Origin of the sequence: Saonia flava, assembly GCF_011927795.1 — a bacterium.
Lineage (GTDB): Bacteria > Bacteroidota > Bacteroidia > Flavobacteriales > Flavobacteriaceae > Saonia > Saonia flava.
Window position 1 is genome coordinate 264,374 of sequence record NZ_JAATJJ010000002.1, and the last position, 22,952, is coordinate 287,325.

The 22,952-nt window shown below is 37.1% G+C and carries 20 protein-coding genes and 1 pseudogene; 15 read left to right on the forward strand and 6 right to left on the reverse strand.

The genetic code is table 11. The features are described 5' to 3' along the window. Positions 1 to 232: 232 nt before the first annotated feature. The 4 genes and pseudogenes from GGR42_RS16995 to GGR42_RS13325 form a co-directional block, all read left to right on the forward strand. Positions 233 to 310 (forward strand): annotated as a pseudogene (locus GGR42_RS16995) (VOC family protein); the annotation flags it as partial. 52 nt (positions 311 to 362) lie between these two features. Next, the gene (locus GGR42_RS13315) at positions 363 to 1,250 is read left to right on the forward strand and encodes a S1C family serine protease (protein ID WP_167965031.1); all 888 of its coding nucleotides are present in this window, start codon (positions 363 to 365) and stop codon (positions 1,248 to 1,250) included. 381 nt (positions 1,251 to 1,631) lie between these two features. Beyond that, complete coding sequence (gene ftsH / locus GGR42_RS13320) at positions 1,632 to 3,593, forward strand: ATP-dependent zinc metalloprotease FtsH (RefSeq protein WP_167965033.1); 1,962 nt, start codon at positions 1,632 to 1,634, stop codon at positions 3,591 to 3,593. Positions 3,594 to 3,734: 141 nt separating this feature from the next. Continuing rightward, a complete protein-coding gene (locus tag GGR42_RS13325; RefSeq protein ID WP_167965036.1) occupies positions 3,735 to 4,499 on the forward strand; it encodes an exodeoxyribonuclease III in 765 nt (254 codons plus the stop codon). Positions 4,500 to 4,512: 13 nt separating this feature from the next. On the opposite strand, the gene GGR42_RS13330 is transcribed toward GGR42_RS13325, so the two are convergent. Together GGR42_RS13330 and GGR42_RS13335 are read right to left on the reverse strand one after the other, a co-directional pair. Then, entirely contained in the window at positions 4,513 to 4,866 is a 354-nt protein-coding gene (locus GGR42_RS13330; RefSeq protein WP_167965038.1) for a hypothetical protein, read from the reverse strand. 78 nt (positions 4,867 to 4,944) lie between these two features. Continuing rightward, on the reverse strand, positions 4,945 to 5,352 hold the full coding sequence (locus tag GGR42_RS13335; protein ID WP_167965040.1) for a hypothetical protein: 408 nt from the start codon (positions 5,350 to 5,352) through the stop codon (positions 4,945 to 4,947). A 313-nt stretch (positions 5,353 to 5,665) separates the two neighbouring features. On the opposite strand from GGR42_RS13335, the gene GGR42_RS13340 reads away from it, so the two are divergent. After that, the gene (locus tag GGR42_RS13340; RefSeq protein ID WP_167965042.1) at positions 5,666 to 6,793 is read left to right on the forward strand and encodes a TlpA disulfide reductase family protein; all 1,128 of its coding nucleotides are present in this window, start codon (positions 5,666 to 5,668) and stop codon (positions 6,791 to 6,793) included. Between the two features lie 236 nt (positions 6,794 to 7,029). Here GGR42_RS13340 and GGR42_RS13345 read toward each other — a convergent pair whose 3' ends face one another. After that, on the reverse strand, positions 7,030 to 7,977 hold the full coding sequence (locus tag GGR42_RS13345) for a TIM barrel protein (RefSeq protein ID WP_167965044.1): 948 nt from the start codon (positions 7,975 to 7,977) through the stop codon (positions 7,030 to 7,032). A gap of 206 nt (positions 7,978 to 8,183) precedes the next feature. Between GGR42_RS13345 and GGR42_RS13350 the strand changes: the two genes are divergently transcribed. From GGR42_RS13350 to GGR42_RS13370, 5 genes are all read left to right on the forward strand, one after another. After that, entirely contained in the window at positions 8,184 to 8,789 is a 606-nt protein-coding gene (locus GGR42_RS13350) for a Crp/Fnr family transcriptional regulator (protein WP_167965046.1), read from the forward strand. A gap of 72 nt (positions 8,790 to 8,861) precedes the next feature. Then, on the forward strand, positions 8,862 to 9,491 hold the full coding sequence (locus GGR42_RS13355) for an NAD(P)H-dependent oxidoreductase (RefSeq protein ID WP_167965048.1): 630 nt from the start codon (positions 8,862 to 8,864) through the stop codon (positions 9,489 to 9,491). Further along, positions 9,488 to 9,937: a DMT family transporter gene (locus GGR42_RS13360; RefSeq protein WP_167965050.1), complete on the forward strand. Its 450-nt coding sequence runs from the start codon at positions 9,488 to 9,490 to the stop codon at positions 9,935 to 9,937. The genes GGR42_RS13355 and GGR42_RS13360 overlap by 4 nt, the downstream gene beginning before the upstream one ends. After that, positions 9,934 to 10,680, forward strand: a complete 747-nt coding sequence (locus GGR42_RS13365; RefSeq protein ID WP_167965052.1) for a GNAT family N-acetyltransferase — start codon at positions 9,934 to 9,936, stop codon at positions 10,678 to 10,680. Before GGR42_RS13360 ends, GGR42_RS13365 begins: the two co-directional genes overlap by 4 nt. 325 nt (positions 10,681 to 11,005) lie before the next feature. Beyond that, positions 11,006 to 11,464 (forward strand): GyrI-like domain-containing protein, encoded by a 459-nt coding sequence (locus GGR42_RS13370; protein ID WP_167965054.1) that lies wholly within the window; start codon positions 11,006 to 11,008, stop codon positions 11,462 to 11,464. 66 nt (positions 11,465 to 11,530) lie between these two features. Here the strand turns inward: GGR42_RS13370 and xylA are convergent, their stop codons facing one another. Next, positions 11,531 to 12,856, reverse strand: a complete 1,326-nt coding sequence (xylA, locus tag GGR42_RS13375; RefSeq protein WP_167965056.1) for a xylose isomerase — start codon at positions 12,854 to 12,856, stop codon at positions 11,531 to 11,533. A gap of 11 nt (positions 12,857 to 12,867) precedes the next feature. Next, positions 12,868 to 14,352, reverse strand: coding sequence for a xylulokinase (locus GGR42_RS13380; RefSeq protein WP_167966378.1), 1,485 nt, complete (start codon positions 14,350 to 14,352; stop codon positions 12,868 to 12,870). 331 nt (positions 14,353 to 14,683) lie between these two features. Here GGR42_RS13380 and GGR42_RS13385 point away from each other — a divergent pair, with 331 nt between their 5' ends. Continuing rightward, positions 14,684 to 15,754, forward strand: coding sequence for a LacI family DNA-binding transcriptional regulator (locus GGR42_RS13385; protein WP_167965058.1), 1,071 nt, complete (start codon positions 14,684 to 14,686; stop codon positions 15,752 to 15,754). 59 nt (positions 15,755 to 15,813) lie between these two features. Here the strand turns inward: GGR42_RS13385 and uxaC are convergent, their stop codons facing one another. Beyond that, positions 15,814 to 17,241 (reverse strand): glucuronate isomerase, encoded by a 1,428-nt coding sequence (uxaC, locus tag GGR42_RS13390; RefSeq protein ID WP_167965060.1) that lies wholly within the window; start codon positions 17,239 to 17,241, stop codon positions 15,814 to 15,816. A gap of 321 nt (positions 17,242 to 17,562) precedes the next feature. Here uxaC and GGR42_RS13395 point away from each other — a divergent pair, with 321 nt between their 5' ends. The 4 genes from GGR42_RS13395 to GGR42_RS13410 are packed head-to-tail and all read left to right on the forward strand — an operon-like array spanning position 17,563 to position 22,900. Next, entirely contained in the window at positions 17,563 to 19,734 is a 2,172-nt protein-coding gene (locus tag GGR42_RS13395; protein WP_167965062.1) for an alpha-glucuronidase family glycosyl hydrolase, read from the forward strand. Positions 19,735 to 19,751: 17 nt separating this feature from the next. Next, complete coding sequence (locus GGR42_RS13400) at positions 19,752 to 20,492, forward strand: SDR family NAD(P)-dependent oxidoreductase (protein ID WP_167965064.1); 741 nt, start codon at positions 19,752 to 19,754, stop codon at positions 20,490 to 20,492. 13 nt (positions 20,493 to 20,505) lie between these two features. Further along, entirely contained in the window at positions 20,506 to 21,672 is a 1,167-nt protein-coding gene (gene uxuA / locus GGR42_RS13405) for a mannonate dehydratase (protein WP_317169697.1), read from the forward strand. A 34-nt stretch (positions 21,673 to 21,706) separates the two neighbouring features. Continuing rightward, positions 21,707 to 22,900: an endo-1,4-beta-xylanase gene (locus GGR42_RS13410; RefSeq protein ID WP_167965068.1), complete on the forward strand. Its 1,194-nt coding sequence runs from the start codon at positions 21,707 to 21,709 to the stop codon at positions 22,898 to 22,900. The last annotated feature ends 52 nt before the right edge of the window (positions 22,901 to 22,952 follow it).

Sequence of the window (22,952 nt, forward strand, 5' to 3'; positions counted from 1 at the left end):
GTAGTATCTTAGTATCCATGGGAATAACATTTATCCATGCATTTGGTATGATGGCAACACAAAAGTTGCTGCGGAATTTTACGGTTCCCTTTTTCCCAATTTGTAATTGATCCCCACAAAGTATTAATGGCCATGGATGGGTGCAAGAGCCCATAATTTCACCTTTAATGAAGCCATATTCTTTGTGGTGGAATCTAAAAATCAACAGGAAATAGATTAGTTCTGGAATAAACTTACGGATCATGATGCAAAAGAGAGTAATCCTGGATGGCTAAAGGACAAGTTTGGCGTATCCTGGCAAAATCATTAAAAGTTGGGCTAATTAAAGAAGAAACCCTGCGATAGTGTAGACATTTTTGAAAATGAAAAAAACAAAAAACATTACTCTAATACTTGGATTTTTTTGGGCAACATTAAGTTTTGCCCAAGATATTAGTGAACTTTATGATAAGGCCAACAAATCTGTAGTTTTAATAAAAACACTCCAGCCAGAAATAATGGGAGATGGCAAAATAAAAACAATGATTGCGCTGGAGGGTCTTGGTTCTGGATTTGTTGTTTCAGAACAAGGAGATATCATGACAGCCTCCCATGTAGTACAAACCGCAGCATCCATACTTGTGGTTTTTTCAGATGGTGAAGAGGTTCCAGCTAAAGTTATGTACTCCTATCCCATGGCAGATGTTGCACTTATTAAACTTACCAAACCAAAAAGTACCTTGCTATCACCGGTTACCTTGGCAGATTCCGATAAAGTTAAAATTGGTGAACAAGTCTTTGTTATTGGCGCACCTTTTGGATTGGGACACTCCCTATCCGTAGGGTACGTTAGTGGTAAATACTCCCGAAAACATGTACTGAGTGGGTTTGTAACAACAGAATTTATTCAAACCGATGCTGCAATTAATGAAGGTAGTTCTGGTGGCCCCTTGTTCAATATGAAGGGAGAAGTTATAGGGATTGCCAGTTTCATTTTAAGTCATTCCCAAGGATTTCAAGGGATATCCTTTGCCGCTACTTCCAACATAGCTAAAAGACTACTGAGCGAAGAACGACCTGTATGGACAGGTATAGAATCTTATTTTGTTACTGGGTCCCTGGCAGAGGTTTTAAATTTACCACAGAAGGCCGGCATATTGGTACAGAGGGTAGCACCCCTCTCATTAGGTGATGCCATGGGACTGCAAGGTGGTTTTTATAAAATGACGCTTAACGATGAAGAATTATTGGTTGGAGGTGATATCTATTGACCCTAGAAACCATTCCTTTGACAAATGAAGATAACCTAATGAGCGCATGGCAATTGGTACAAGGTCTAAAACCGGGCAGCAATATAAAATCCTCAATTCTAAGAAAAGGTAAGGTTATAGAATTAACAGGTAAAATTCCACAATAATAACCAGAGTCGTAACTCTCAACTACATAAGAACATTTTCCATATAAAAATTGATACCGATATTTTTAGATTCTTTTGTTCCTGTACCATTGCCATAATTTCAACCTAGGCCCTTATTCCTCTTTACTGGCAAAATATATGGATTGTATGATTAATATCATTCCCAAACCATTTTGCTTAAAATATTTTTGTTGGACACTATGTATTTAAAAAATATCCAAACATATCCCAGTAAATGAATAAAGAACCCATCAAAAAAAATAAAAAGTTCAATTGGTTCAAAAAGAACAATCCAAAATCTCCTAGTGGAGGATATGGTTTTGGATGGTTTTACTTTTTTCTATATGCCGCAGTGTTGTTCTTTTCTTTGTTCTTAAATCCCATTTCCAACCTTAAAGAAACCAGTTGGTCGGTTTTTGAGCATACCATGTTGGCACAGCATGATGTTGAAAAAATAGTAGTGGTCAACAAAGAAACAGCAGAAATATATATAAAAAAGGATCATCTAGAAGACCCAAAATACAAGGAAATTCTTAAAGGGAAATTCAGTTCCACAGATGGACCCCACTATTTCATAACCATTGGCTCGGTAGAAATGTTTGAGGAAAAAGTACAAAAAGCCCAAATGGATTTTTCCCAAGAAGACAAAATAGATATTAGCTACGAAAACAGAACCGGTTGGGGAAATATCCTATCATGGATTTTACCTTTAGGGCTTTTTATTTTCTTTTGGCTGTTCCTACTTAGGAGAATGGGAAAGGGAAAAAATACGGGCAGCTCTTTGTTCAACTTTGGAAAATCTACCCCTTTGCTTACCGAAAAAGGAGCTAAAAGTTCTGTAACCTTTAATGATATTGCAGGCTTAAAGGAGGCCAAGACGGAAGTTATGGAAGTGGTCGACTTTCTAAAAAACCCAGAGACCTATACCAAACTTGGGGCTAAAATTCCCAAAGGAGTCATGTTGGTAGGTCCTCCCGGAACAGGAAAAACACTAATGGCTAGAGCTGTAGCCGGGGAGGCCCAGGTTCCTTTTTTCTCCATGTCCGGTTCGGAATTTGTGGAAATGTTTGTTGGTGTTGGAGCTTCTAGAGTACGTGATTTGTTTAAAAAGGCCAAAGAAAAGGCCCCCAGTATCATTTTCATTGACGAGATTGATGCCGTGGGACGTTCCCGCGGTAAGATAAATGCATTTCAAGCAAATGATGAGCGTGAAAGTACACTCAACCAATTGCTCACAGAATTGGACGGATTTGGCCCCAATACAGGTGTGATTGTCCTAGCGGCTACCAACCGGCCAGATATTCTGGACAAAGCTTTGTTACGCCCAGGAAGATTTGATAGACATATCTATTTAGAGCTTCCTACAAAAGAAGAACGTATTGAAATTTTTAAAGTTCACGTTCGTCCCCTTAAATATGCAAAAACAGTTGATTTAGGTACTCTGGCCGCACTTAGTCCTGGATTTTCAGGAGCAGATATTGCCAATATGTGCAATGAGGCAGCTTTGATCGCGGCCCGTAAAAAGAAAAAAGAAGTAGAACAAAGTGATTTCATGGAAGCAAGAGATCGTGTGGTGGGCGGAATTGAACGCAAGAGCAAAATTATTTCACAGGAGGAAAAAACAATTGTTGCCTATCACGAAGCAGGCCATGCCGTGGCAAGCTGGTATTTAAAAAATGTGGATTCTTTGGTTAAAGTATCCATTATTCCCAGGGGGAAGTCACTGGGTTCTGCATGGTACCTGCCAGAAGAACGCCAAATTGTTACAAAGTCACAGTTTATGGACCAAATTTGTGCTTCTTTAGGTGGGCGCGCAGCCGAAGAAATTATTTTTGGAGAACCTTCATCTGGTGCTTTGGATGATTTGGAAAAGGTAACCAAACAAGCCTATAATATGGTTTCCTATTACGGATTGGACGAGGAAGTTGGTCCAATAAGTTTTTATGATTCCTCGGGCCAAAATGAACGCATATTGGGCAAACCCTATAGTGAGAGCATGGCTCAATTAATTGATAAAGAAGTACGGGATTTAGTAACAACAGCCTATGAAAAAACAAAAAATCTTTTGCTGGAGCATAGGGACCAATTAGAAAAACTAGCTCAAATGCTCTTAAAAAAAGAAGTCGTGGAAAAAGAAGATCTAGAAGAAATTCTAGGTGAAAGGGGGGTGGAAATTCTAGTGAACCCTAAGGAATAAATTTTTAATGTAAAATTGAGCTTAAAGTGCACTATTATGAATAGGCCCAGCTAAATTTTAGCTACTTATTTTTTAAAAATAGCCCTGATTTACTATATTTAATTGGAGCTATTTTTTTATTTAAAACAATAAATAAGAGGAATGAAAATTATTTCATGGAACGTTAATGGCATACGCGCCGTTGTTAAAAAGGATTTTTTTGAAAACATAAACCAATTAAACCCAGATATCCTTTGTCTACAGGAAACCAAGGCGCAGTACAATGAGGTGGAAAAAGCATTGGCCCCAATGACCACGTATCACAAAGAATACAACTCGGCCGATAAAAAAGGATACTCAGGAACGGCAATATTGAGTAAAATGGAACCTACTAACATTAAAGATGATATGGGTATCGCCGAACATGATGAGGAAGGTAGGGTACAATGTGCAGAGTACCCTAATTTCTACTTGGTCAATGTATATGTTCCCAACTCTGGCCAACAATTGGATAGGCTGGACTACCGAAAAAAATGGGATGCCGATTTTTTAAATTACTTAAAGGACCTGGAAAAAACAAAGCCTGTCATTGTTTGTGGCGATTTTAATGTAGCGCACAAACCCATTGACCTTAAAAACGACAAATCCAATTATAACAAAACAGCGGGCTATACCCAGGTTGAAATTGACGGTATGGATAATTTTTTAACCTCCGGCTTTGTAGATACATTTAGGCACTTGCACCCCAATGAGGTGGCCTATACCTATTGGAGCTATCGTTTTAAGGCACGGGAACGCAACACAGGTTGGAGAATTGACTACTTTTTAATTAGCAATTCCATTTTGGACAAAGTTAAGAATGTAAATATATGTTCGGATGTTCTTGGCTCCGATCATTGCCCCATAGCACTGGAAATTGATTTATGATATTCAAAGGAAATCATTTATTAAAATAGTTCTTTAAAACCTCTAGTTGCCACTTACCTACCTCGGTAAGTCTTGCATCTGCATTCATAAGTACCAGTGCATACCCCAATCGGGACAGTTTGCAATCGCGGATAATTTCCTTGTTCATTCCACTAAAAATGGGCATAAAGTGTTGGCGTAGATCAATACCGGAAGACCTGCCTGCCCTCATTGCCTGTACCACTCCATCTGTAATTTGTTTTGGGGACAACCCCTTGTCCAAAAAATCACTTGCCAAATACCTCATTCTTAGACTATAATAAAAATCCATGAAGTTGGCTATGCTATCGGAGGTCTTATATTCTTTTGTGAAAATTGCAATTTCCATACATGATCTATTTAGCGTACTAATTGTTAGGGTTTAGCATCTCTTGGCCCAATGCCCAATAGTTAATTCCACTTGCTGTCAGAGTTTTTTTGCATACCCAAATACCATTTTTTTGAATTCCTTAAAATCATTTGAAAAAATATCCATTCTTTCTTTTAAGTTGCGGTGTTTGTCACGGTACTCCCCATCTGCCAAACCTTTTTCTTGGGTATGTAATTTGGACAATAGTTTTTCATGGCCCCTAATGTCATCCGCTAAATAATCAAAAAGGTTTGCATGGATCTTATCTAAATTTTCCAGCATTTTCCCATACTCGGATTTGGTTTTCTCCTTAAGTTCTTTTTTTTGTAGCAAGTCTGCAAAAAAACGAGTTTCATCTTTCCAAAAGGCAATGGTTTCTAACCATTCCCTACTTTCTTGGTGCAGCACATTTAGTCCTGCGCCCAACAAAAATTCTGTTTTAGGGTTTAAACTTGTTGCATTCATGATAGATAGTGTATTGTTTGTTAAACGCTGTAAAGTTGCAAACTTGTTTTATTGGAGCAAATGATCTAGATCAGTATTGTGCCATTTTAGCACTACAAATTCTTCACCAAAACTTATACAAATAACCCATGCCTACTATTGTTTTTTATAAACCATTAATTAGTAATATCTTAGTGACAAGAATTACCTCCCCCACTTAAGACCAAAAAAATTAAGGCCTAACCTTGTTACATGTGCTGAACTTGTTTCAGTCAATATAACTTATTAAAATGTGCAATATTTTAATGGTATAAACAATTTTATAAGAAATTCTATGAAAAAAATAGCTCCCATATTGCTTTTAATTTTCATAATTATTAGTTGCAAAAAAGTAAAACCTAAAGAATATTATTCTATTAAAGGTAAAATAGAAAATTTCAATGGGAACATATATTTAACAAAGGCATTATTTGACGATGAATACTATTTTGACAACTCCTTAAAGGACAGCGTTCTAGTAAGTGATGGAAAATTTGAATTTAGACTAAGTACAAAAAACAATTTCCCCTTGCCTTTTTATATTGAAACTGATAAAACAAAAACTTCTCATTTTATATTAGAACCCAAAGACCAACAAATAATAATCGATAGTTTATATTATAATGTTTTCCCTAAAATAATCTGTAAAAACTCAACAATTCAAAAAGAACAATTGATTTTGAAAGAGCGAATATCTATAGCTTTAGAAAAGTTTAAAACAGAATTCAAAAAAATTAAAAGTCCAGATTTTCCAAAAGATTCAATTGAGAAATCAGCAATAAATGCAAGAGAAAAACTGACTTTTGAATCAAATTTAATTTTAAAGGAATTCGCTAAAGATTACCCAAATTCATTCGTTTCTTTTTGGAAAATAGCTATGAATATTCAGTATAATGGGTATAATGAAGAACTGGAAAATGCGTATAACAATCTTTCAACTACAATTAAACAGTCTAAAGTTTCGAATGTACTATTACAAAATATATTAAAAGCAAAAACATTTAAAATTGGCAATCATTTTCCGATTATAAAATTGAAAAATAAAGAATTAAATGAAATTGTATTAAATGTTACTGAAAACTCAAAAGCTGATTATTCTCTTGTAGATTTTTGGTTTAGTAATTGTGGACCTTGTATTGCTCAATTCCCTAAATTAAAGGAATTACATTCAAAGTATAATCCAAAACAATTTAATATTATTAGTATTTCAACTGATAAAACTAAGGACATAGATAATTGGTATAAAATTATGGAACAGAAAAATATGACCTGGCCAAACTTATTAGATGAAAATGGAACTAAAAGTTCAACATTGGGTATCGTCTCGTTTCCAACAAATTACCTTTTAAATAAAAAAGGAATTATTATTAAAAAGAATATTTCATTAATAGAATTAGAAAAACTTTTTGAAAAAGCTGAATAAAAATATTTGAGATTACCTACTGCGTAACAAAAATGCCCAAAAAATTGTTCCATTATGCTAGAAATTAAAAGTAGACTAGTTATGGTATTTAAACATGAACATCGCAAAATTATGGTATATCAACCGCAACTTTTCCAAGCCAAAACCAATAACGAAACAATCCAAAACATATAAAAAAATCCTTGCTAAAGTTTTTAACAATGATTTTTATTTTAGCTTTTATAATTAGTCCTGTGCTACCCTTCCACGGCACTGGCCACACTGGATTTCATTTTAGAGATGCCCATTTTACAGGCCTCCAAAGCATCCATTTTCCAGACGTCTTCATTAAAGATTTCTAAAGAAAGCACTATGGGCACTCCTTTACTATTAAGAGTTTGCAGTATTTTATCCATTGGGGCATCCCCATCACCGGGCATCACCCGCATGGCGTCCGTTAATTCTTGTTTGGCAATATTCCCCGGATAATCGTTTATATGGAACATCTGTATTTTGCTGCCATTGATCATTTCCAAAGCCTCAAAAGGGGAACCTCCCCTACGCAAATGGTATACATCTGGTAAAATTACGGCATCTGGGTGTCCGCATTCCGCAGCCACAAAAAGGGTCTCTCCAAACAAATGCAGGTTCTGGGAAAAGCCCCATAGCTCCAATTGTGGCAATACGCCCATTTCTTTTCCAAGCTCGCACATCTTTCCAAAACGTTCCGCTGCTTTTAATAAATCCAGTCCCGGTTCGTTGGTTGCTCCCATCGGTGGTGCCGCTATTCTTTTACAGCCTATTTGCGCCAACAGGTCCATTTCTTGCTTTACTTGTTCCATGGCCTTGTTGCGCTGTACCTCATCATCCACGATCCACGCCGCAAAACCTATGGAGTCTTCTATGGTAAGCCCCAAATCGGCCGCCTTTTTTCTAACATCGGCCGTGGCACCCCCATTTTTAAGGTAGGCCTGCAAGGTATTCATCCATATTTCTATACCATCGAACCCCGCTTGGGCCGCCACGTCCATCTCACCCATAAGACCCAAGTTCTGGGTACGTATGGTACTGGTGTTTAAACAGTATTTAAAGTTGTGGCTTTTCCCATTTTCTGGCCTATTGGATGCAAACATTTCTGTAATGCCACCCAAGCTCAATGCAGCTCCCGTTGCCAGTGTTGATTTTAATACATTTCTTCTGTTCATAATTGGTTGTGGTTATTCCAGACTCTAATATAACGAAAGAATTGCACCCCATAAAAAAAGGGCATTTACTTAACAATAATAATTGGACACCCTACTTTTTGACAACCCTATTTGAACCTAAAAAAATTAAATCTTACCTTAGTTATTCGTTCCTCTACCCTTTTAAAACAAGGGCATCTTACCCTTGTAGGTCATAACAAACGAAAATGAAGATTGACAAAGAAAAATACATTACCAATCTAAGATTAAAATTTGAAAGTTACGCTCCCATTACCAAAGAGTCCTGGTCGTTAATTAAATCCATAGTTACGTTCCAAACCTTAAAAAAGGGTGAAACCCTCCTAAGAAATGGGCAAATTGCAAAAAATCTACATTTTATAGGCAACGGGGCTTTAAGGGCATACGTAACGGATCTTGAAGGAAATATATATAACAAAAATATTTTTCTAGAAACCGATTTTGCCGGTTCAACAGTTTCGTGTCTTTTAAGCACTCCATCCAACTTTACCTTGGAAGCCTTGGAGGATACCCTTCTTATTAGCCTTGACTATAAAAAATACAGGCAATTTATAGCCGAAAAGATTGACCTAAAAGATTTCTACATTGCCTATTTGGAGAACAATTGGGTCATTGAAAAGGAACAAAGGGAAATTTCCTTGGTCATGGAAAATGCAACCGAAAGGTATTTAAAACTGCTTTCACAACATCCCAATATTGACCAGAGAATACAGCAGCTGCATCTTGCCGCCCATCTAGGAATTACCCCTACACAGTTAAGTAGAATCCGAAAAGATCTAAAGAAAAATTCTTAAATCAACATATGTAAATGCAAGGCTCATTGGCCCATGATATTTTTGCCCTATAAATCAATTAAAAAAAACATCATGGAATTATTAAACAATCTAAAATGGCGCTATGCCACAAAACATTTTGATCCGTCAAAGAAGGTTTCTACAGAAAACCTGGATATGTTAAAAGAGGCCGTCCAATTATCCGTATCCTCCTATGGTCTTCAACTCTATAAGGTGCTGGTTGTGGAAAACAAGCAAATAAGAGAAAAATTAAAACCTGCTTCATGGAATCAAAACCAAATAACCGATGCTTCCCATCTCTTCATTTTTTGTAATTATACAGACGTAAAAAGCAAACATGTTGATGGGTATATTGAGCTAATCGCTAACAAACAGGGCATAGATGTAAGTGATTTAAGTGGGTATGGAGATTTTATGAAAGAAAAAATTGGTGAAATGGCAGAAGAAGAACAAAAAAGCTGGACCATAAGACAAACATACCTTGCCCTTGGCAATTTACTTAATGCCTGTGCGGAACTAAAAATAGATGCCTGTCCCATGGAAGGATTTGAAGCTGAGAAGTACAATGAAATTTTGGGCCTTACAGAACAAGGATTAAATGCAGCGGTAATTGCGCCCGTAGGGTATAGATCACAGGAGGACCAAACACAGTTCCGTCCTAAAGTTAGAAAACCGTTGAATGAATTATTCGAGGTGCTATGAACCAATATACATTATCTCTACTAGCAGTTATTGGGGGTGTTCTTTTGGCCGCTCAAGGGGGCCTAAATTCCAGTTTGGGCGTACTGTTAAAAAATCCGTTACTTGCTTCTATCGCAGCCTTTTTAAGTAGTACACTGTTTGCCTTTGCTTTTGCCGTATTAAGTGTTAAAAACACCCCTACATGGATAGAAATAAAACAAATCCCCATTTATTTATGGTTTACAGGGGGCCTGTTCAGTGTTTTGGGAATCAGTCTATATTATTATACCATTCCAAAACTTGGTATCTCCACCATGATTTCATTGGGGTTGTTTGGGCAACTGGCATTTTCGGTAATAGCTGGTCATTACGGATGGTTAAACCTGCCGAAAGAACCTATCACAATTAATAGAACAGCAGGAATAATTACGATGTTATCGGGAATTTTATTGATCAATATAAAATGAAAGAAGCCAATACATTAATTAATGCCAATATAGGAAACCTTACCTCGCTTTGGAAAACGGTTGCCGTTCCGTTTGGTTCTTATTTCAAAACTCCGGATTTTGAATATTGCACCATAAAAGGTTCGGAATGGCCAAATAGATTGTGGTTCAACCAAAACCTAACCCAGGAAACCATGGATCTGACCCTAGCAAAATTGGCCACTGTTCCAGTGAACATCACTTTGCCAATTTGGAACATTTATGACAACAGTGACGATGGGATTTTAAGGCGCAATGGTTTTAAAACAAAGTTTGGGCAGATTGGAATGTCATTAAAACCCGATAAACTTTTGGATATTGAAACTGATATAAAAATTAAACTGGTCACCAATGAACACGAAGCAAAACTATGGTCGGAGCTATTCATAAAATCGTTTGGGTATGTTATTAGTTTAGAAACAATTAGTAAAACTTTTAATGAGATCGATTATTACATAGCCTATGACCACAATAAAGCTGTGGGAACGGCACTAGTGCACAAAACCAACACTGTTTTGGGCATTCATTCTATGGGAATACCCCCTGAAATGAGAAGACAGGGCCACGCGGAAAATATTATGAAGTTACTTATAAACAAAACAATTGAAGATGGGTATGGGCTCATCACATTACAGGCATCCGAAATGGGAAAAAACTTATATCTAAAACTGGGTTTCCATGAACAGTTCTTGATCAAAAATTACACTTTACAAAGACCCGTATAGGTCCTTGACAAAAACGTATATTTTTATTTCTTTTTGGAGAAGTTCTTTTTGTATTCCAAACGGACAAGAAATAGGATTAACAAAGCCCCAATGGAAAGGAAGATAAAAGGATTTTTTTCGATAATGTTAAGCAATTGGTCCATCATAGTCTAACGTCAATTAATCTGTTTTAGCTTTTAGATGTCAATTTATGTAAACGTTGCTTTGTTCTTGGCACATATGTCCAAATTTTAAGATAAAATTAAAGGCTGTAGCTACCCCTGACATATCCTGTCATATTCCCAGTTTAATTTTGTAGTAAATCTTGTAATAAAATCTGTTAAATATGAAAAAACACCAACTAAGCGCCTTTCAAGTTATTGGAATATCTGTAAGGACCACAAATGAAAACGGCCAAGCAAAAAAAGATATTGGGAACCTTTGGAGCGAATTTATGTCCAAAAATATCGTTACCAAAATCCCAAATGTGCTGGACGAAACCATCTACGCCGTCTATACGGACTATGATAAAGACCACACCAAGCCCTATACCACAATTCTAGGGTATAAAGTTTGGAGCTTGGATACCATTCCAGAAGGAATGGTGGGCAAAGAAATAGAACCTGCCACATATACCAAGTTTACGGCAAAAGGGGACCTTACGGACAATGCGGTAAAAGATGAATGGGACAAGATTTGGAATACAGATTTAAATAGAACTTATATTTCTGACTTTGAAGTCTATGGAAAAAAAGCCATTGACCCTACCCATGGAGAGGCCGACATTTATATTGGAGTTAAATAAAAAACAGCCCATAAAAAATCCCTGTTGAAATATCAACAGGGATTTGACCAAAGGTCGATTGGTTAATTAAATATATTGGTTGATTATATTCTCAAATAATTCTTGCTTGCCACTTTGCAAGTCCAGTTCCCCATTTTCCATGGCGATATCATACAAATCCTTAAAGTCCAATTTACCGTTCTCAAAGTCTTTCCCTTTTCCACTATCAAAAGAGCTATAGCGTTTTTCCCTTAGGGCATCATACTGAGAGTTGGAGATAATGGCATCGGCAGTAATCAAACCTCTGGCAAAGGTATCCGCACCTCCAATATGGGCATGGAACACATCTTCCATATCGGTGGAGTTTCTTCTGATTTTCGCATCAAAGTTAACACCTCCGCCTTGCAGACCACCTGCTTTTAAGAATACCAACATGGCTTCTGTTACTTCCTGTACATTATTGGGGAATTGATCCGTATCCCATCCGTTCTGGTAATCACCACGGTTGGCATCTACACTACCCAACATACCTGCACCGGCCGCAACTTCCAATTCGTGCTGCATGGTGTGTTGTGCTAAAGTAGCATGGTTCACCTCAATATTCATTTTAAAATCGTCTTGTAGACCATATTCATGCAAGAAACCAATAGCAGTAGCACAATCAAAATCGTACTGATGCTTCATGGGTTCCATTGGTTTGGGTTCAATAAAGAAAGTTCCTTTAAACCCTTGTGCCCTTGCATAATCTCGGGCCATAGTTAAGAACTGTCCCATATGGTCCAACTCGCGCTTCATATCTGTATTTAATAGGGACATATAGCCTTCACGACCACCCCAGAATACGTAGTTTTCACCACCAAGGGCAATTGTAGCATCCAATGCCAATTTTATTTGTCCGCCAGCACGTGCCACTACATTAAAATCTGGATTGGTAGCTGCACCGTTCATATAACGTGGGTTAGAGAAACAGTTTGCCGTTCCCCAAAGTAATTTAACCCCAGAAGCGGCTTGCTTTTCTTTAAGAACACCCACAATGGTTGCCAATCTTTTTTCAGACTCTGCAAAAGTGGCGCCCTCTTGTACCAAATCGTAATCATGAAAACAATAGTAGTCAAAGCCCATTTTGGTAATAAACTCAAAAGCGGCATCTGCTTTGGCCTTGGCCGCATCTATAGCATCTGATGGTGCGTCCCAAGGGAAATTTTGTGTTCCAGGCCCAAATGGATCTGCTCCTTGACCACAGAATGTATGCCAGTAAGCCACAGAGAATTTAAACCAATCCTTCATTTTTCTACCCGCCACTACTTGCTCGGGATTGTAATATTTAAACGCTAAAGGATTGTCAGATTCCTTTCCTTCAAATTTAATTTCACCAATACCTTTAAAGTATTCTTTGTCTCCTATTGTACTCATTTTATACGTATTCAATTATTAATATAATCTGTTAATTCTTTTTTCCAGTTGTTGTAAGCTTCTTGGTATGCTTCTTTATTGTCCAAAGGTTTATAAACATATTGAACCTCATCCGATTTTACGGCATCATCAAAAGACTTAAAATCTCCAAAGGCATAGGCTGCTGCTCTTGCTGCCCCCACTGCTCCTGTTGTTTCTACTATTTTAATTTCACTTCCAGTAAGGGTTGCTATGGTATTGGAAAAAATCTCGGCCCTAAACAGATTGTCGTTACCGGCCTTTATTGATTTTACATCCACGCCATCGTTCGCAAGGATTTCCATTCCATAAACAAAAGAAAATGCAATACCTTCCAAAGCGGCCCTAAACAAATGGCCCTGTTGATGAATATTGAAATTTAGATTGGTTATTCTAGACCCTTTATTGCTGTTGTTCAACATACGTTCCGCACCATTTCCAAAAGGTAGAATAATCAACCCGTCCGAACCAATGGGCGCTTCTGAGGCCAAATCGTTCATCTTATTGTATGAGAATTCCTCTGTAATCTGATTTCTCATCCAACTATACTGTATCCCTGTACCATTAATGCACAATAACTTACCTATCCTTGGATTTGCTTTGGAATGGTTTACATGTGCAAAACTGTTGATACGGGTATGCTCTACTGTATTTGTACTATCTGAAACTGCATAAACTACTCCAGAGGTTCCCCCGGTCGCAGCAATTTCACCAGGTTCCAAAACGTTTAGCGCTAATGCATTATTGGGCTGGTCACCTGCCCGGTACATGATTGGAATGCCCTCAGGAAGCCCACTTTCCGATGCTCCTTGAGAATTAACTTTTCCTTGCTCTGCAAATGTTGGTAATATCTCAGGAATTAAAGCTGTATCTATACCAGCCTCTTTAAATAGCCAGTCAGCTGAATCATTAGCATTAAAATCCCACATTATCCCTTCTGACAGGCCTGATGGTGTGGTGGTACATTTACCACTTAATTTAAGGGCAATATAATCCCCGGGAAGCATAAATTTATGCACTTCACTATACACCTTTGGTTCGTTGTCTTTTACCCATTTTAATTTGGACAGGGTGAAATTCCCAGGAGAGTTTAACAAACTATCAGCGCATTTGTCCACACCGCATTGCTTAAAAAGTTCCTCGCCAACGCTAACCGCCCTACTGTCACACCAAATAATTGATGGTCGCAGTACTTTCATATTTTTATCTACCAAGACCAGACCGTGCATTTGATAAGAAATACCAACTCCTTTTATGTCCTTCTTTGCTACCTTGGTTTCTTCTAAAAGCTTATGGGTAGCTTTGCATAAATTTTCCCACCAAAGCTCGGGTTCTTGTTCTCCCCAACCTATTTCATGTGAAATTATGGGCATTTCCACCGTTGGGTACTGCGCAACTCCCTTAACTTCACCACTTTCCGAACCAATTAACGCTGCTTTTATAGACGAACTTCCGATATCATACCCTATCCAATACATAAATTCTAACCCTAAGATTTGATTATTTAAAGTTGACAAATATAGCTAACGAAATCGTTTTCGTAAACATAAAACTGAATTATTTACCCTAAGGTATCAAGACTTTATTTTGCAGTAATCTAAAATAGATAAAATTTGGGCAACTAACTGTTCATTACATTAATTTCCAAGAAGCCAATATACCAAACCCAACTGCTTGACACAAATAATTGTTCCTTTTGCACCTAAAAACATTTTTCCACTAAAGAATAATTTATATTAAATTAGTATATTACACTATATGAGGGATATTCCCCTATAATCCTAGTATACATAAACATTACACTTAAGCATGAGTATTAAAAAGGAGATCACCATATACGATCTTGCAAAAGAATTAAACTATTCTCCCTCCACAATTTCCAGAGCTTTAAACGATCATAAGAGCATTAGCAAAAAAACTGTTCAGAGAATTAAGAACGCAGCAGAAGAAATGGGGTATAGACCCAATACTTTGGCGGCCGGACTTAGAAACAATAAGAGTAAAACCATAGGTATATCCATTTCTAGAATTAACAGACCTTTTATGTCATCCTTGATTAGCGGGATTGAAGAAGCCGCCAGAAATGCGGGCTATAATGTTATTATTAGTCAGTCTGATGACAAATACAAAAACGAACTAAGCAATACCAAAGCCCTTTACGATAGTAGAATTAGTGGTCTTATTGTATCTCTTTCCATGGAAACGTCTGATTACAAACATTTCAATCAATTTATTGATCAAGGCATCCCCGTTGTTTTTGTAGATAGGGTACCTGCCAGTCTTAATTCCTACAAAGTGGTCATAGATAATTACAGTGCAGGTTATTCCGCTACAAAACATTTAATAGAACAGGGATGCAAGAGGATAGCACATTTTGCGGGAGCGCAGCATAGAAATGTGTATGAGGAAAGAAAAAAGGGCTATGTAGATGCCCTAAAAGAACATGGATTACCTGTAGAGAAAGAACTAATTAAATATTTTAAGACGTTGAGCTTTGAGGAAGGTAGAAAAACAACTGCTAAACTTATGGCTTTGCCCAACCCTCCTGATGGTATTTTTTCAGCCAATGATACGGCAGCTGTAAGTGCCATTATTTATGCAAAAAGTATGGGGATCAAAGTTCCTGAAGATTTAGCAATTATAGGTTTTAATGACGATCCCATATCTTCCATTGTTGATCCCGCTTTATCAACGGTCTCACATCCTGCCGCAAAAATGGGGGAGATTTCTGCAAAAAGAATCTTAGAGCATTCTAGAGCTAATTATGACAAAACCATTTCTGAAGTTACCATTTTAAACACGGAACTTATAATAAGGGATTCGTCCAACAGGGCCAAAGCATTGTTAAAATCTAAAAAGTCTAGGCAACCCAAAACTTAATTCTGTTATTAAAACGCTCAAAAAAACCAAGGAGGCAAAAATCCTATCACCAGTATAATTTAGGATATCGGTGTTTTTTTAACAAGATTGGAAAATTCAAAGTATTCATTGGCATTATTATAACAAATGTCTTGAACAAGTTTCCCAATCCACTTAATATCATTGGGAAGTTCTCCATTTTTTATGTCGTTTCCTAAGATATTACATAAGATTCTTCTATAATATTCATGTCTAGGGAAAGATAAAAAACTCCTACTATCCGTAAGCATTCCAAGGGCACAACTCAAAAGTCCCATATTCGACAAGGCATCCAGTTGTTTGGTTATTCCATCTTTTTGATCTAAAAACCACCAACTGGCACCATACTGTACTTTTCCTTTAATGTCTTCCTCACTAAAATTACCCGCCATTGTTGCAAAGACCTCGTTGTCCGCTGGATTAGAGTTGTACAACACTGTCTTTGGAAGATTTCCACTATTGTTGAGTTTATTTAAAAATGATGCCAACTGCTCCGCTTGCTTATAATCCCCAATACTGTCCACACCTGCATTAATTCCTATTTTTTCCAATAATGCCTTATTGGTATCTCTTATGGATCCCAAATGCAATTGCATAACCCATTTATGCTCCGCGTACAAGCTACCTAGGTAGCACATTATAGCTGACTTATATTTTAATGCATCAATTTCTGAAACAGGATTTTCTTTCAATCTATTTTTGAGAATATTGTTTACTTCAACCTCAGAGAAATCTAATCCGTAAGCATGTGGCAAACCATGATCGGACAATCTACATCCCATACTGTGAAAATACGTCACCCTGCTCTTTATAGCTGCCTTAAGGCTCTCCAAGTCAGTAATTTCAATAGTACTTATACTGGATAACGTACTTAAATAATCCGTAAAATCTATTTTATCAATTTGTACTATATTATCAGGTCTAAAAGTCGGTAAGACATTAACGCCCATGTCCAATTCCTTAATCTTTCTATGATGCGCCAAACTATCAATGGGGTCATCCGTGGTACAGACTACCTTTACATTCATTCTTTTTATAAGGCCTTGGGCATGAAACTCCGGCTGTTTCAATTTTTCATTACAATGGCCATAAATCTTAGATGCACTGTCCACTGTTAAGCTTTCATCTATGTCAAAATAACGTTTTAGCTCCAGATGGGTCCAATGGTACAAAGGGTTTCGCATAGTATAAGGTACAGTTTCCGCCCATTTGTTAAACTTAACCTCGTCCGAACTATTACCTGTGATGTGCTTCTCTGCAATGCCAAGATTACGCATTGCACGCCATTTATAGTGGTCACCATCTATCCAAAGCTTTGTCATATTCCCAAAGGCTCTATTATTTGCAATTTCATCCGGAGGAAGATGACAATGGTAGTCTATAATTGGTTGATCCTCGGCGTAATCTCTATATAATATTTTGGAATACTTATTATCTAAAAGGAAATCTGAATTAATAATATTCTTCATCTACATTTACTTTATCAAAAACCACTGTAAGTTAATGATTCTTTTGATATAAGGAGTTGATTGTTTTTAAACGGCAACTCTGTTATTTTATAAAATAGTGTTGTTTATATACTAAATTTAGGTTTCTAAAAAAACACCTCCAATTACTTGATAAAAAATGAGCAATAGCAGGCAAACTTGGTAAATATAACAAAATATGCAATCGATTGCGTTAAATATTTTGCCAATCTCTATAATTTTCACTTAATTTACCTTCGTCTATTAGGCAATCTATTAAAAAATCTATAATTTTTTAACAATTCTTAAACCTAAAATACTGTTTTGAAACAAAAAAAATATTTGTTGCTTTTTATTGCATTCCTTCAACTTTCATTTTTTACCTATGCCTCCAATGGTTATGATCTATGGCTTGGATATAGACAAATTGAAAACGAGAACTTGTTAAACGAATATGTAAACACGCTTTCTTACATCCATTTGGAAGGTGATTCGGAAACCCTAAAAGTAACCAAGAAAGAGTTAATAAAAGGTCTAATGGCAATGCTCGGGAAAAATGTACCCTTTAAGAATCTTGAAAATTCCACTAATTCCTTGATTGTTGCCAATTCAAAAAAACTATCCTCATCTATCTTAGAAAAAGTAAATGATGACCTAAAAGAATTAAACAAGGATGGCTTCATTATAAAAACCATTAGGATTGGAAAGAACAAGCACACCGTTATAACCTCTAATGACGATGTTGGGGTTTTATATGGAGTTTTCAACTTTTTAAGGTTAATGCAACAAAATAAGTCCATTACAAATTTATCCATAGTTGACTCGCCAAAATTGGATGTTAGAATGCTAAACCACTGGGATAATATGGACAGGACGGTAGAGCGCGGTTTTGCCGGGTTTTCTTTGTGGAATTGGCATACATTGCCAGATTATATTGATCAACGGTATATAGATTATGCCAGGGCAAATGCATCTATTGGAATAAATGGCACGGCACTTACCAATGTCAACGCCAATGCCTTGGTATTAACCCCACATTATTTAGAGAAAGTAAAAGCCCTTGCCGATGTTTTTAGACCCTACGGAATAAAAGTTTACTTAACGGCCCGATTTTCTGCCCCCATAGAAATTGGTGGTTTAGATACCGCCGACCCCTTGAACGCCGATGTACAGGAATGGTGGAACAATAAAACCAAGGAAATCTATGACCTTATTCCAGATTTTGGAGGGTTTTTAGTGAAAGCAAATTCCGAGGGCCAGCCCGGTCCACAAAATTATAACAGGAACCATGTAGACGGTGCAAATATGATGGCAAAGTCCTTAGCACCATATAAAGGGATTGTTATGTGGCGTGCCTTTGTATATTCTGAACATGATAGTACCGATAGAGCGAAACAAGCATATAGTGAATTTGTTCCCTACGATGGTCAGTTTTTGGATAATGTAATCGTTCAGGTTAAAAATGGAGCAATCGATTTTCAGCCACGTGAACCTTTTCACCCCATGTTTGGTGCCATGCCTAAAACACCTTTGATGATGGAATTTCAGATTACCAAGGAATATCTAGGTTTTGCAACACATTTGGCTTTTTTACCAAAACTCTATGAAGAAGTACTTAGTGCAGATACGTACAGAAAAGGTAAAGGTTCTACAGTTGCGAAGGTAATTGATGGTTCCTTGCACAATAAAAAACTTACAGGAATGGCTGGGGTATCCAACATTGGAAACGATATAAATTGGACCGGACACCCTTTTGGACAGGCAGACTGGTACGGCTTTGGAAGACTGGCCTGGAATCCCCATTTAAGTGCAGAAAGCATTGCTGACGAATGGATAAGAAGTACTTTTTCCAATGATGAAAAATTTATTGGTCCCGTTAAAAAAATGATGTTGGAATCTAGGGAAATGGTGGTAAATTATATGAACCCATTAGGTCTGCACCACATTTTTGACACAGGTCACCATTATGGTCCAGGTCCCTGGGTAGGTAATTTGTCCAGACCGGAATGGAATCCCGTTTATTACCATAAGGCAGATGAAAATGGTATTGGTTTTGACCGTACAGAAACTGGAAGTAATGCTTTGGAACAATATGCACCAGAACTTGCCGCTATGTGGGGGAATTTAGACACTTGTCCAGAAATAGATTTGTTATGGTTCCATCATTTAGCTTGGGACTATACATTAAAGGATGGAAATACACTGTGGGACGGAATGGCACTAAAATACCAAAAAGGTGTGGATGATGTTCAAAACATGGTTACGACATGGGAAGCCATGAAGCCCTATATTGATTCTCAAAGACACAATCAAGTATCCATGCTTTTAAAAATACAATTAAAAGAAGCAAAATGGTGGAGAAATGCGTGTATGTTGTATTTTCAAACTTTTTCTAAAATGGACTTTCCAGAAGGAATGGAAAAACCTGATAAAACATTAGAACATTACAAATCTTTAAAATTTCCATTTGCGCCTGGAATAAGGCCTCGATGGTAAACCAACTTTTTATTTAAATGAGCAAAAAAATAGCGATAGTTACCGGAGGAAACTCTGGTTTGGGATATGCCACGGCCAAAAAATTATGCGACAATGGCATTATTACCTACATTATAGGAAGAACCAAGGAGCGGACAGAGAATGCATGTTCAGAAATTGGCAAGAATGCCAGACCTTTGATTTTTGATTTAGGTGATTTAGATAAAATTCCAGCCCTGATTGCTGATGTCGCAAAAAAAGAAGGGCACATAGATATATTGGTCAATAATGCAGGAATCAACATGAAAAAAGAGTTGATCGATGTTACCGATGAAGATTTTCAAAATATTATAAAAATTAACCTGTCCAGTGTTTTTGCAATTAGTAGAGAAGTAACAAAAGTAATGAAGGCAAATAATGGCGGTAGCATAGTGAACATTAGTTCTATGGCTGCCCAATACGGTTTGCCAAAGGTAATTGCCTATTCTTCCAGCAAAACAGCCATTGAAGGTATGACACGGGCAATGGCGGTGGAACTTGCCCAATACAACATTAGAGTGAATTGTATTGCACCTGGTTTTATTAAAACCAAAATGACCGCCAAAGCTCTAGATTCGGATCCCGAAAGAAAAGAGAAAGTCTTCTCTAGAACTCCAATGGGAAGGATGGGAGAACCCGAGGATATTGGTGATGCAGTACATTTTTTAGCATCAGATGAAGCAAAATTTATTACAGGAGTTGTACTTCCTGTAGATGGAGGTAATTGTATAGGATTTTAGAGTTATGATACAAATGCAACAATCAATGCGATGGTATGGACCGCATGACGAGATAAAGCTTAGAGACATTAGGCAAAGTGGTGTCTCCCATATTGTAAGTGCCATGCATCAAATCCCTGTTGGTGATATATGGACTATAGAGGAGATTAAAAAACGACAAGAAATTATTCGTTCAGAAGGTCTGGAATGGTCAGTAATTGAAAGCTTGCCCGTCCATGAAGATATAAAACGTAGAAAAGGAGATTTTAAAAAATATATAGACAATTATAAAGTAAGTCTTAAAAATGTGGCCAAATGTGGTTTAAAAGTGGTCACCTATAATTTTATGCCTGTATTGGATTGGGTGCGGACGCATCATGCGCATTTAAATCCTAATGGAACCAAAGCCCTCCTATACAACAGATCGGCTTTTATGTATTTTGACCTATTTCTATTAAAGCGACCAAATGTTGAAAAAGATTATTCAACCAAAGACATTGAAAAAGCAAAAGCTTATGGTGAAACTCTTTCCAATGAAGAAAAAGAAACATTATTTAGAAGTGTTTTATTGGGTCTGCCAGGGAGTACAAAAGGGTTTACAAGAGATGAGGTTTTAGAATTATTGGACAATTACAAAGGAATAGATGAGAAGCAATTAAGGGCTAACCTAATTGCTTTTTTAAATGAGGTTGCGCCTATAGCGCAGGAGTTAGGGTTAAGCCTGGCCATTCATCCAGATGACCCACCTTTTTCGGTAATGGGATTACCAAGAATTGTCTGTACCTATACTGATATTAAACAAATTATTGAATCTGTTGATATTCCAGCCAATGGACTATGTTATTGTACGGGCTCATTGGGCGCAAACCCAAGTAATGATCTTGTAAAAATAGTTGAGGATTTTGGGAACAGAATTCACTTCTTGCACTTAAGAAACGTAAAAAGAAGTTCTGATGGTGTTTTTCAAGAATCTGAGCACCTAAATGGGGATAACCCCATGGAAGCTATCATGGAAAAATTAATTGTGTTGATGAATACCAGAGGTATTGATTTACCTATGCGGCCAGACCATGGATTTTTACATGATTTTGAAGGTGAAAAAGAACAATTTGTTGGCTACTCCCTTATCGGAAGACTTAAAGGTTTAGCAGAACTTAGAGGCCTTGAAAAAGGTATATCCTATAAACTTTACAATAATTAAATATAGAAAATATATAAACTCAAAAAAAACAAACATGAAAACAGGAAAAATTTTAATGCTATGTATATCATTCGTCTTTTTTAGCTGTAGTTCTGGGGACGATACTCCTCCCCCAATGATTGGGGGACCCACACAAGGTGGCACAGGTGGTGAAAGTACGGGAGGTGAAACTGGTGGCGGTTCTACTGGTGGTACAACCGACCCTTTATTGTATGATGCCACAGAAAACCTTAAAGATGTGGCCGAGTTTCCTATAGGCAATGTTATTTCCGCAGCAAGACTGGCGGGAACAAGTGATAATGATGTTGCAAGAAAAGATATCCTCAATACTGAATACAATAGTATTACAGCCGAAAATGATATGAAAATGGCCAATATTTTTACTGCGGCCGACACCTATGATTTTAGTGATGGCGATGCCATCGTGGCCTATGCCAAAGCCAATGGTCTTCGTGTACATGGGCATGCTCTAATATGGCATAGTTCTATTCCAGGTTGGTTGAACAGTTTTTCTGGAACTGATGAAGAATTTGAAACATTGGTTGAAAATTATGTTAAAGCTACTGTGGCCCATTTTGCAGAAGAAAAAGATACCGACGGGAATTCAATTGTAGCCAGTTGGGACGTGGTAAACGAATATTTTGATGGCGGTACTATACGTAGTTCCATTTTTTCACAAAGAATTGGAGATGATTTTATGGATAAGGCATTTGCATGGGCAAGAGAAGCGGACGCCGATGTTAAATTATTTTATAATGATTATAATATTGCTGGTGAAGTTGGCAAACGCTCACAAATTATTAATAAAGTGAACGAAATGATTACCAATAATGTACCAATAGATGGTATAGGTATGCAAATGCATCTAAACCATAATTGGCCAAATACAGATTTGCCAACGGCTATTCAGGAAATTTCCGATACGGGCCTTTTGGTACATGTTTCTGAGCTGGATGTAAAAGCCAATTATAATGATGATGTAACAGAACTTACCCAAGAAAGAGCTGAAGAACAAGAGAACCAATACCAAAGAGCTGGGTATTATTATACCGCGATAGTGCCAGTTGCCCAACAATTTGGAATTACAGTCTGGGGATTTAGGGATACGGAAAGTTGGTTGTATGATGGTGGAGGAGATTGGCCGTTATTGTATGATGGTGAATTTATGACCAAAATATCCCATAGAGGTTTAATCAATGGTTTGGATGGCGAAGATCCAGGAAACTAAACTAATTTAAATGGAATAGGAATTTATTACAGGAACAAGAAAGCATATTTTT

Excerpts from the sequence above, each read along its gene's own strand:
- ftsH (WP_167965033.1), top strand. The coding sequence starts at position 1,632 with ATGAATAAAGAACCCATCAAAAAAAATAAAAAGTTCAATTGGTTCAAA.
- GGR42_RS13400 (WP_167965064.1), top strand. The coding sequence starts at position 19,752 with ATGAGCAAAAAAATAGCGATAGTTACCGGAGGAAACTCTGGTTTGGGA.
- GGR42_RS13345 (WP_167965044.1), bottom strand. The coding sequence starts at position 7,977 with ATGAACAGAAGAAATGTATTAAAATCAACACTGGCAACGGGAGCTGCA.
- GGR42_RS13335 (WP_167965040.1), bottom strand. The coding sequence starts at position 5,352 with ATGAATGCAACAAGTTTAAACCCTAAAACAGAATTTTTGTTGGGCGCA.
- GGR42_RS13355 (WP_167965048.1), top strand. The coding sequence starts at position 8,862 with ATGGAATTATTAAACAATCTAAAATGGCGCTATGCCACAAAACATTTT.
- GGR42_RS13365 (WP_167965052.1), top strand. The coding sequence starts at position 9,934 with ATGAAAGAAGCCAATACATTAATTAATGCCAATATAGGAAACCTTACC.
- xylA (WP_167965056.1), bottom strand. The coding sequence starts at position 12,856 with ATGAGTACAATAGGAGACAAAGAATACTTTAAAGGTATTGGTGAAATT.
- GGR42_RS13325 (WP_167965036.1), top strand. The coding sequence starts at position 3,735 with ATGAAAATTATTTCATGGAACGTTAATGGCATACGCGCCGTTGTTAAA.
- GGR42_RS13360 (WP_167965050.1), top strand. The coding sequence starts at position 9,488 with ATGAACCAATATACATTATCTCTACTAGCAGTTATTGGGGGTGTTCTT.
- GGR42_RS13380 (WP_167966378.1), bottom strand. The coding sequence starts at position 14,352 with ATGTATTGGATAGGGTATGATATCGGAAGTTCGTCTATAAAAGCAGCG.
- GGR42_RS13370 (WP_167965054.1), top strand. The coding sequence starts at position 11,006 with ATGAAAAAACACCAACTAAGCGCCTTTCAAGTTATTGGAATATCTGTA.
- GGR42_RS13330 (WP_167965038.1), bottom strand. The coding sequence starts at position 4,866 with ATGGAAATTGCAATTTTCACAAAAGAATATAAGACCTCCGATAGCATA.
- uxaC (WP_167965060.1), bottom strand. The coding sequence starts at position 17,241 with ATGAAGAATATTATTAATTCAGATTTCCTTTTAGATAATAAGTATTCC.
- GGR42_RS13385 (WP_167965058.1), top strand. The coding sequence starts at position 14,684 with ATGAGTATTAAAAAGGAGATCACCATATACGATCTTGCAAAAGAATTA.
- GGR42_RS13340 (WP_167965042.1), top strand. The coding sequence starts at position 5,666 with ATGAAAAAAATAGCTCCCATATTGCTTTTAATTTTCATAATTATTAGT.
- GGR42_RS13410 (WP_167965068.1), top strand. The coding sequence starts at position 21,707 with ATGAAAACAGGAAAAATTTTAATGCTATGTATATCATTCGTCTTTTTT.
- GGR42_RS13350 (WP_167965046.1), top strand. The coding sequence starts at position 8,184 with ATGAAGATTGACAAAGAAAAATACATTACCAATCTAAGATTAAAATTT.
- uxuA (WP_317169697.1), top strand. The coding sequence starts at position 20,506 with ATGCAACAATCAATGCGATGGTATGGACCGCATGACGAGATAAAGCTT.
- GGR42_RS13315 (WP_167965031.1), top strand. The coding sequence starts at position 363 with ATGAAAAAAACAAAAAACATTACTCTAATACTTGGATTTTTTTGGGCA.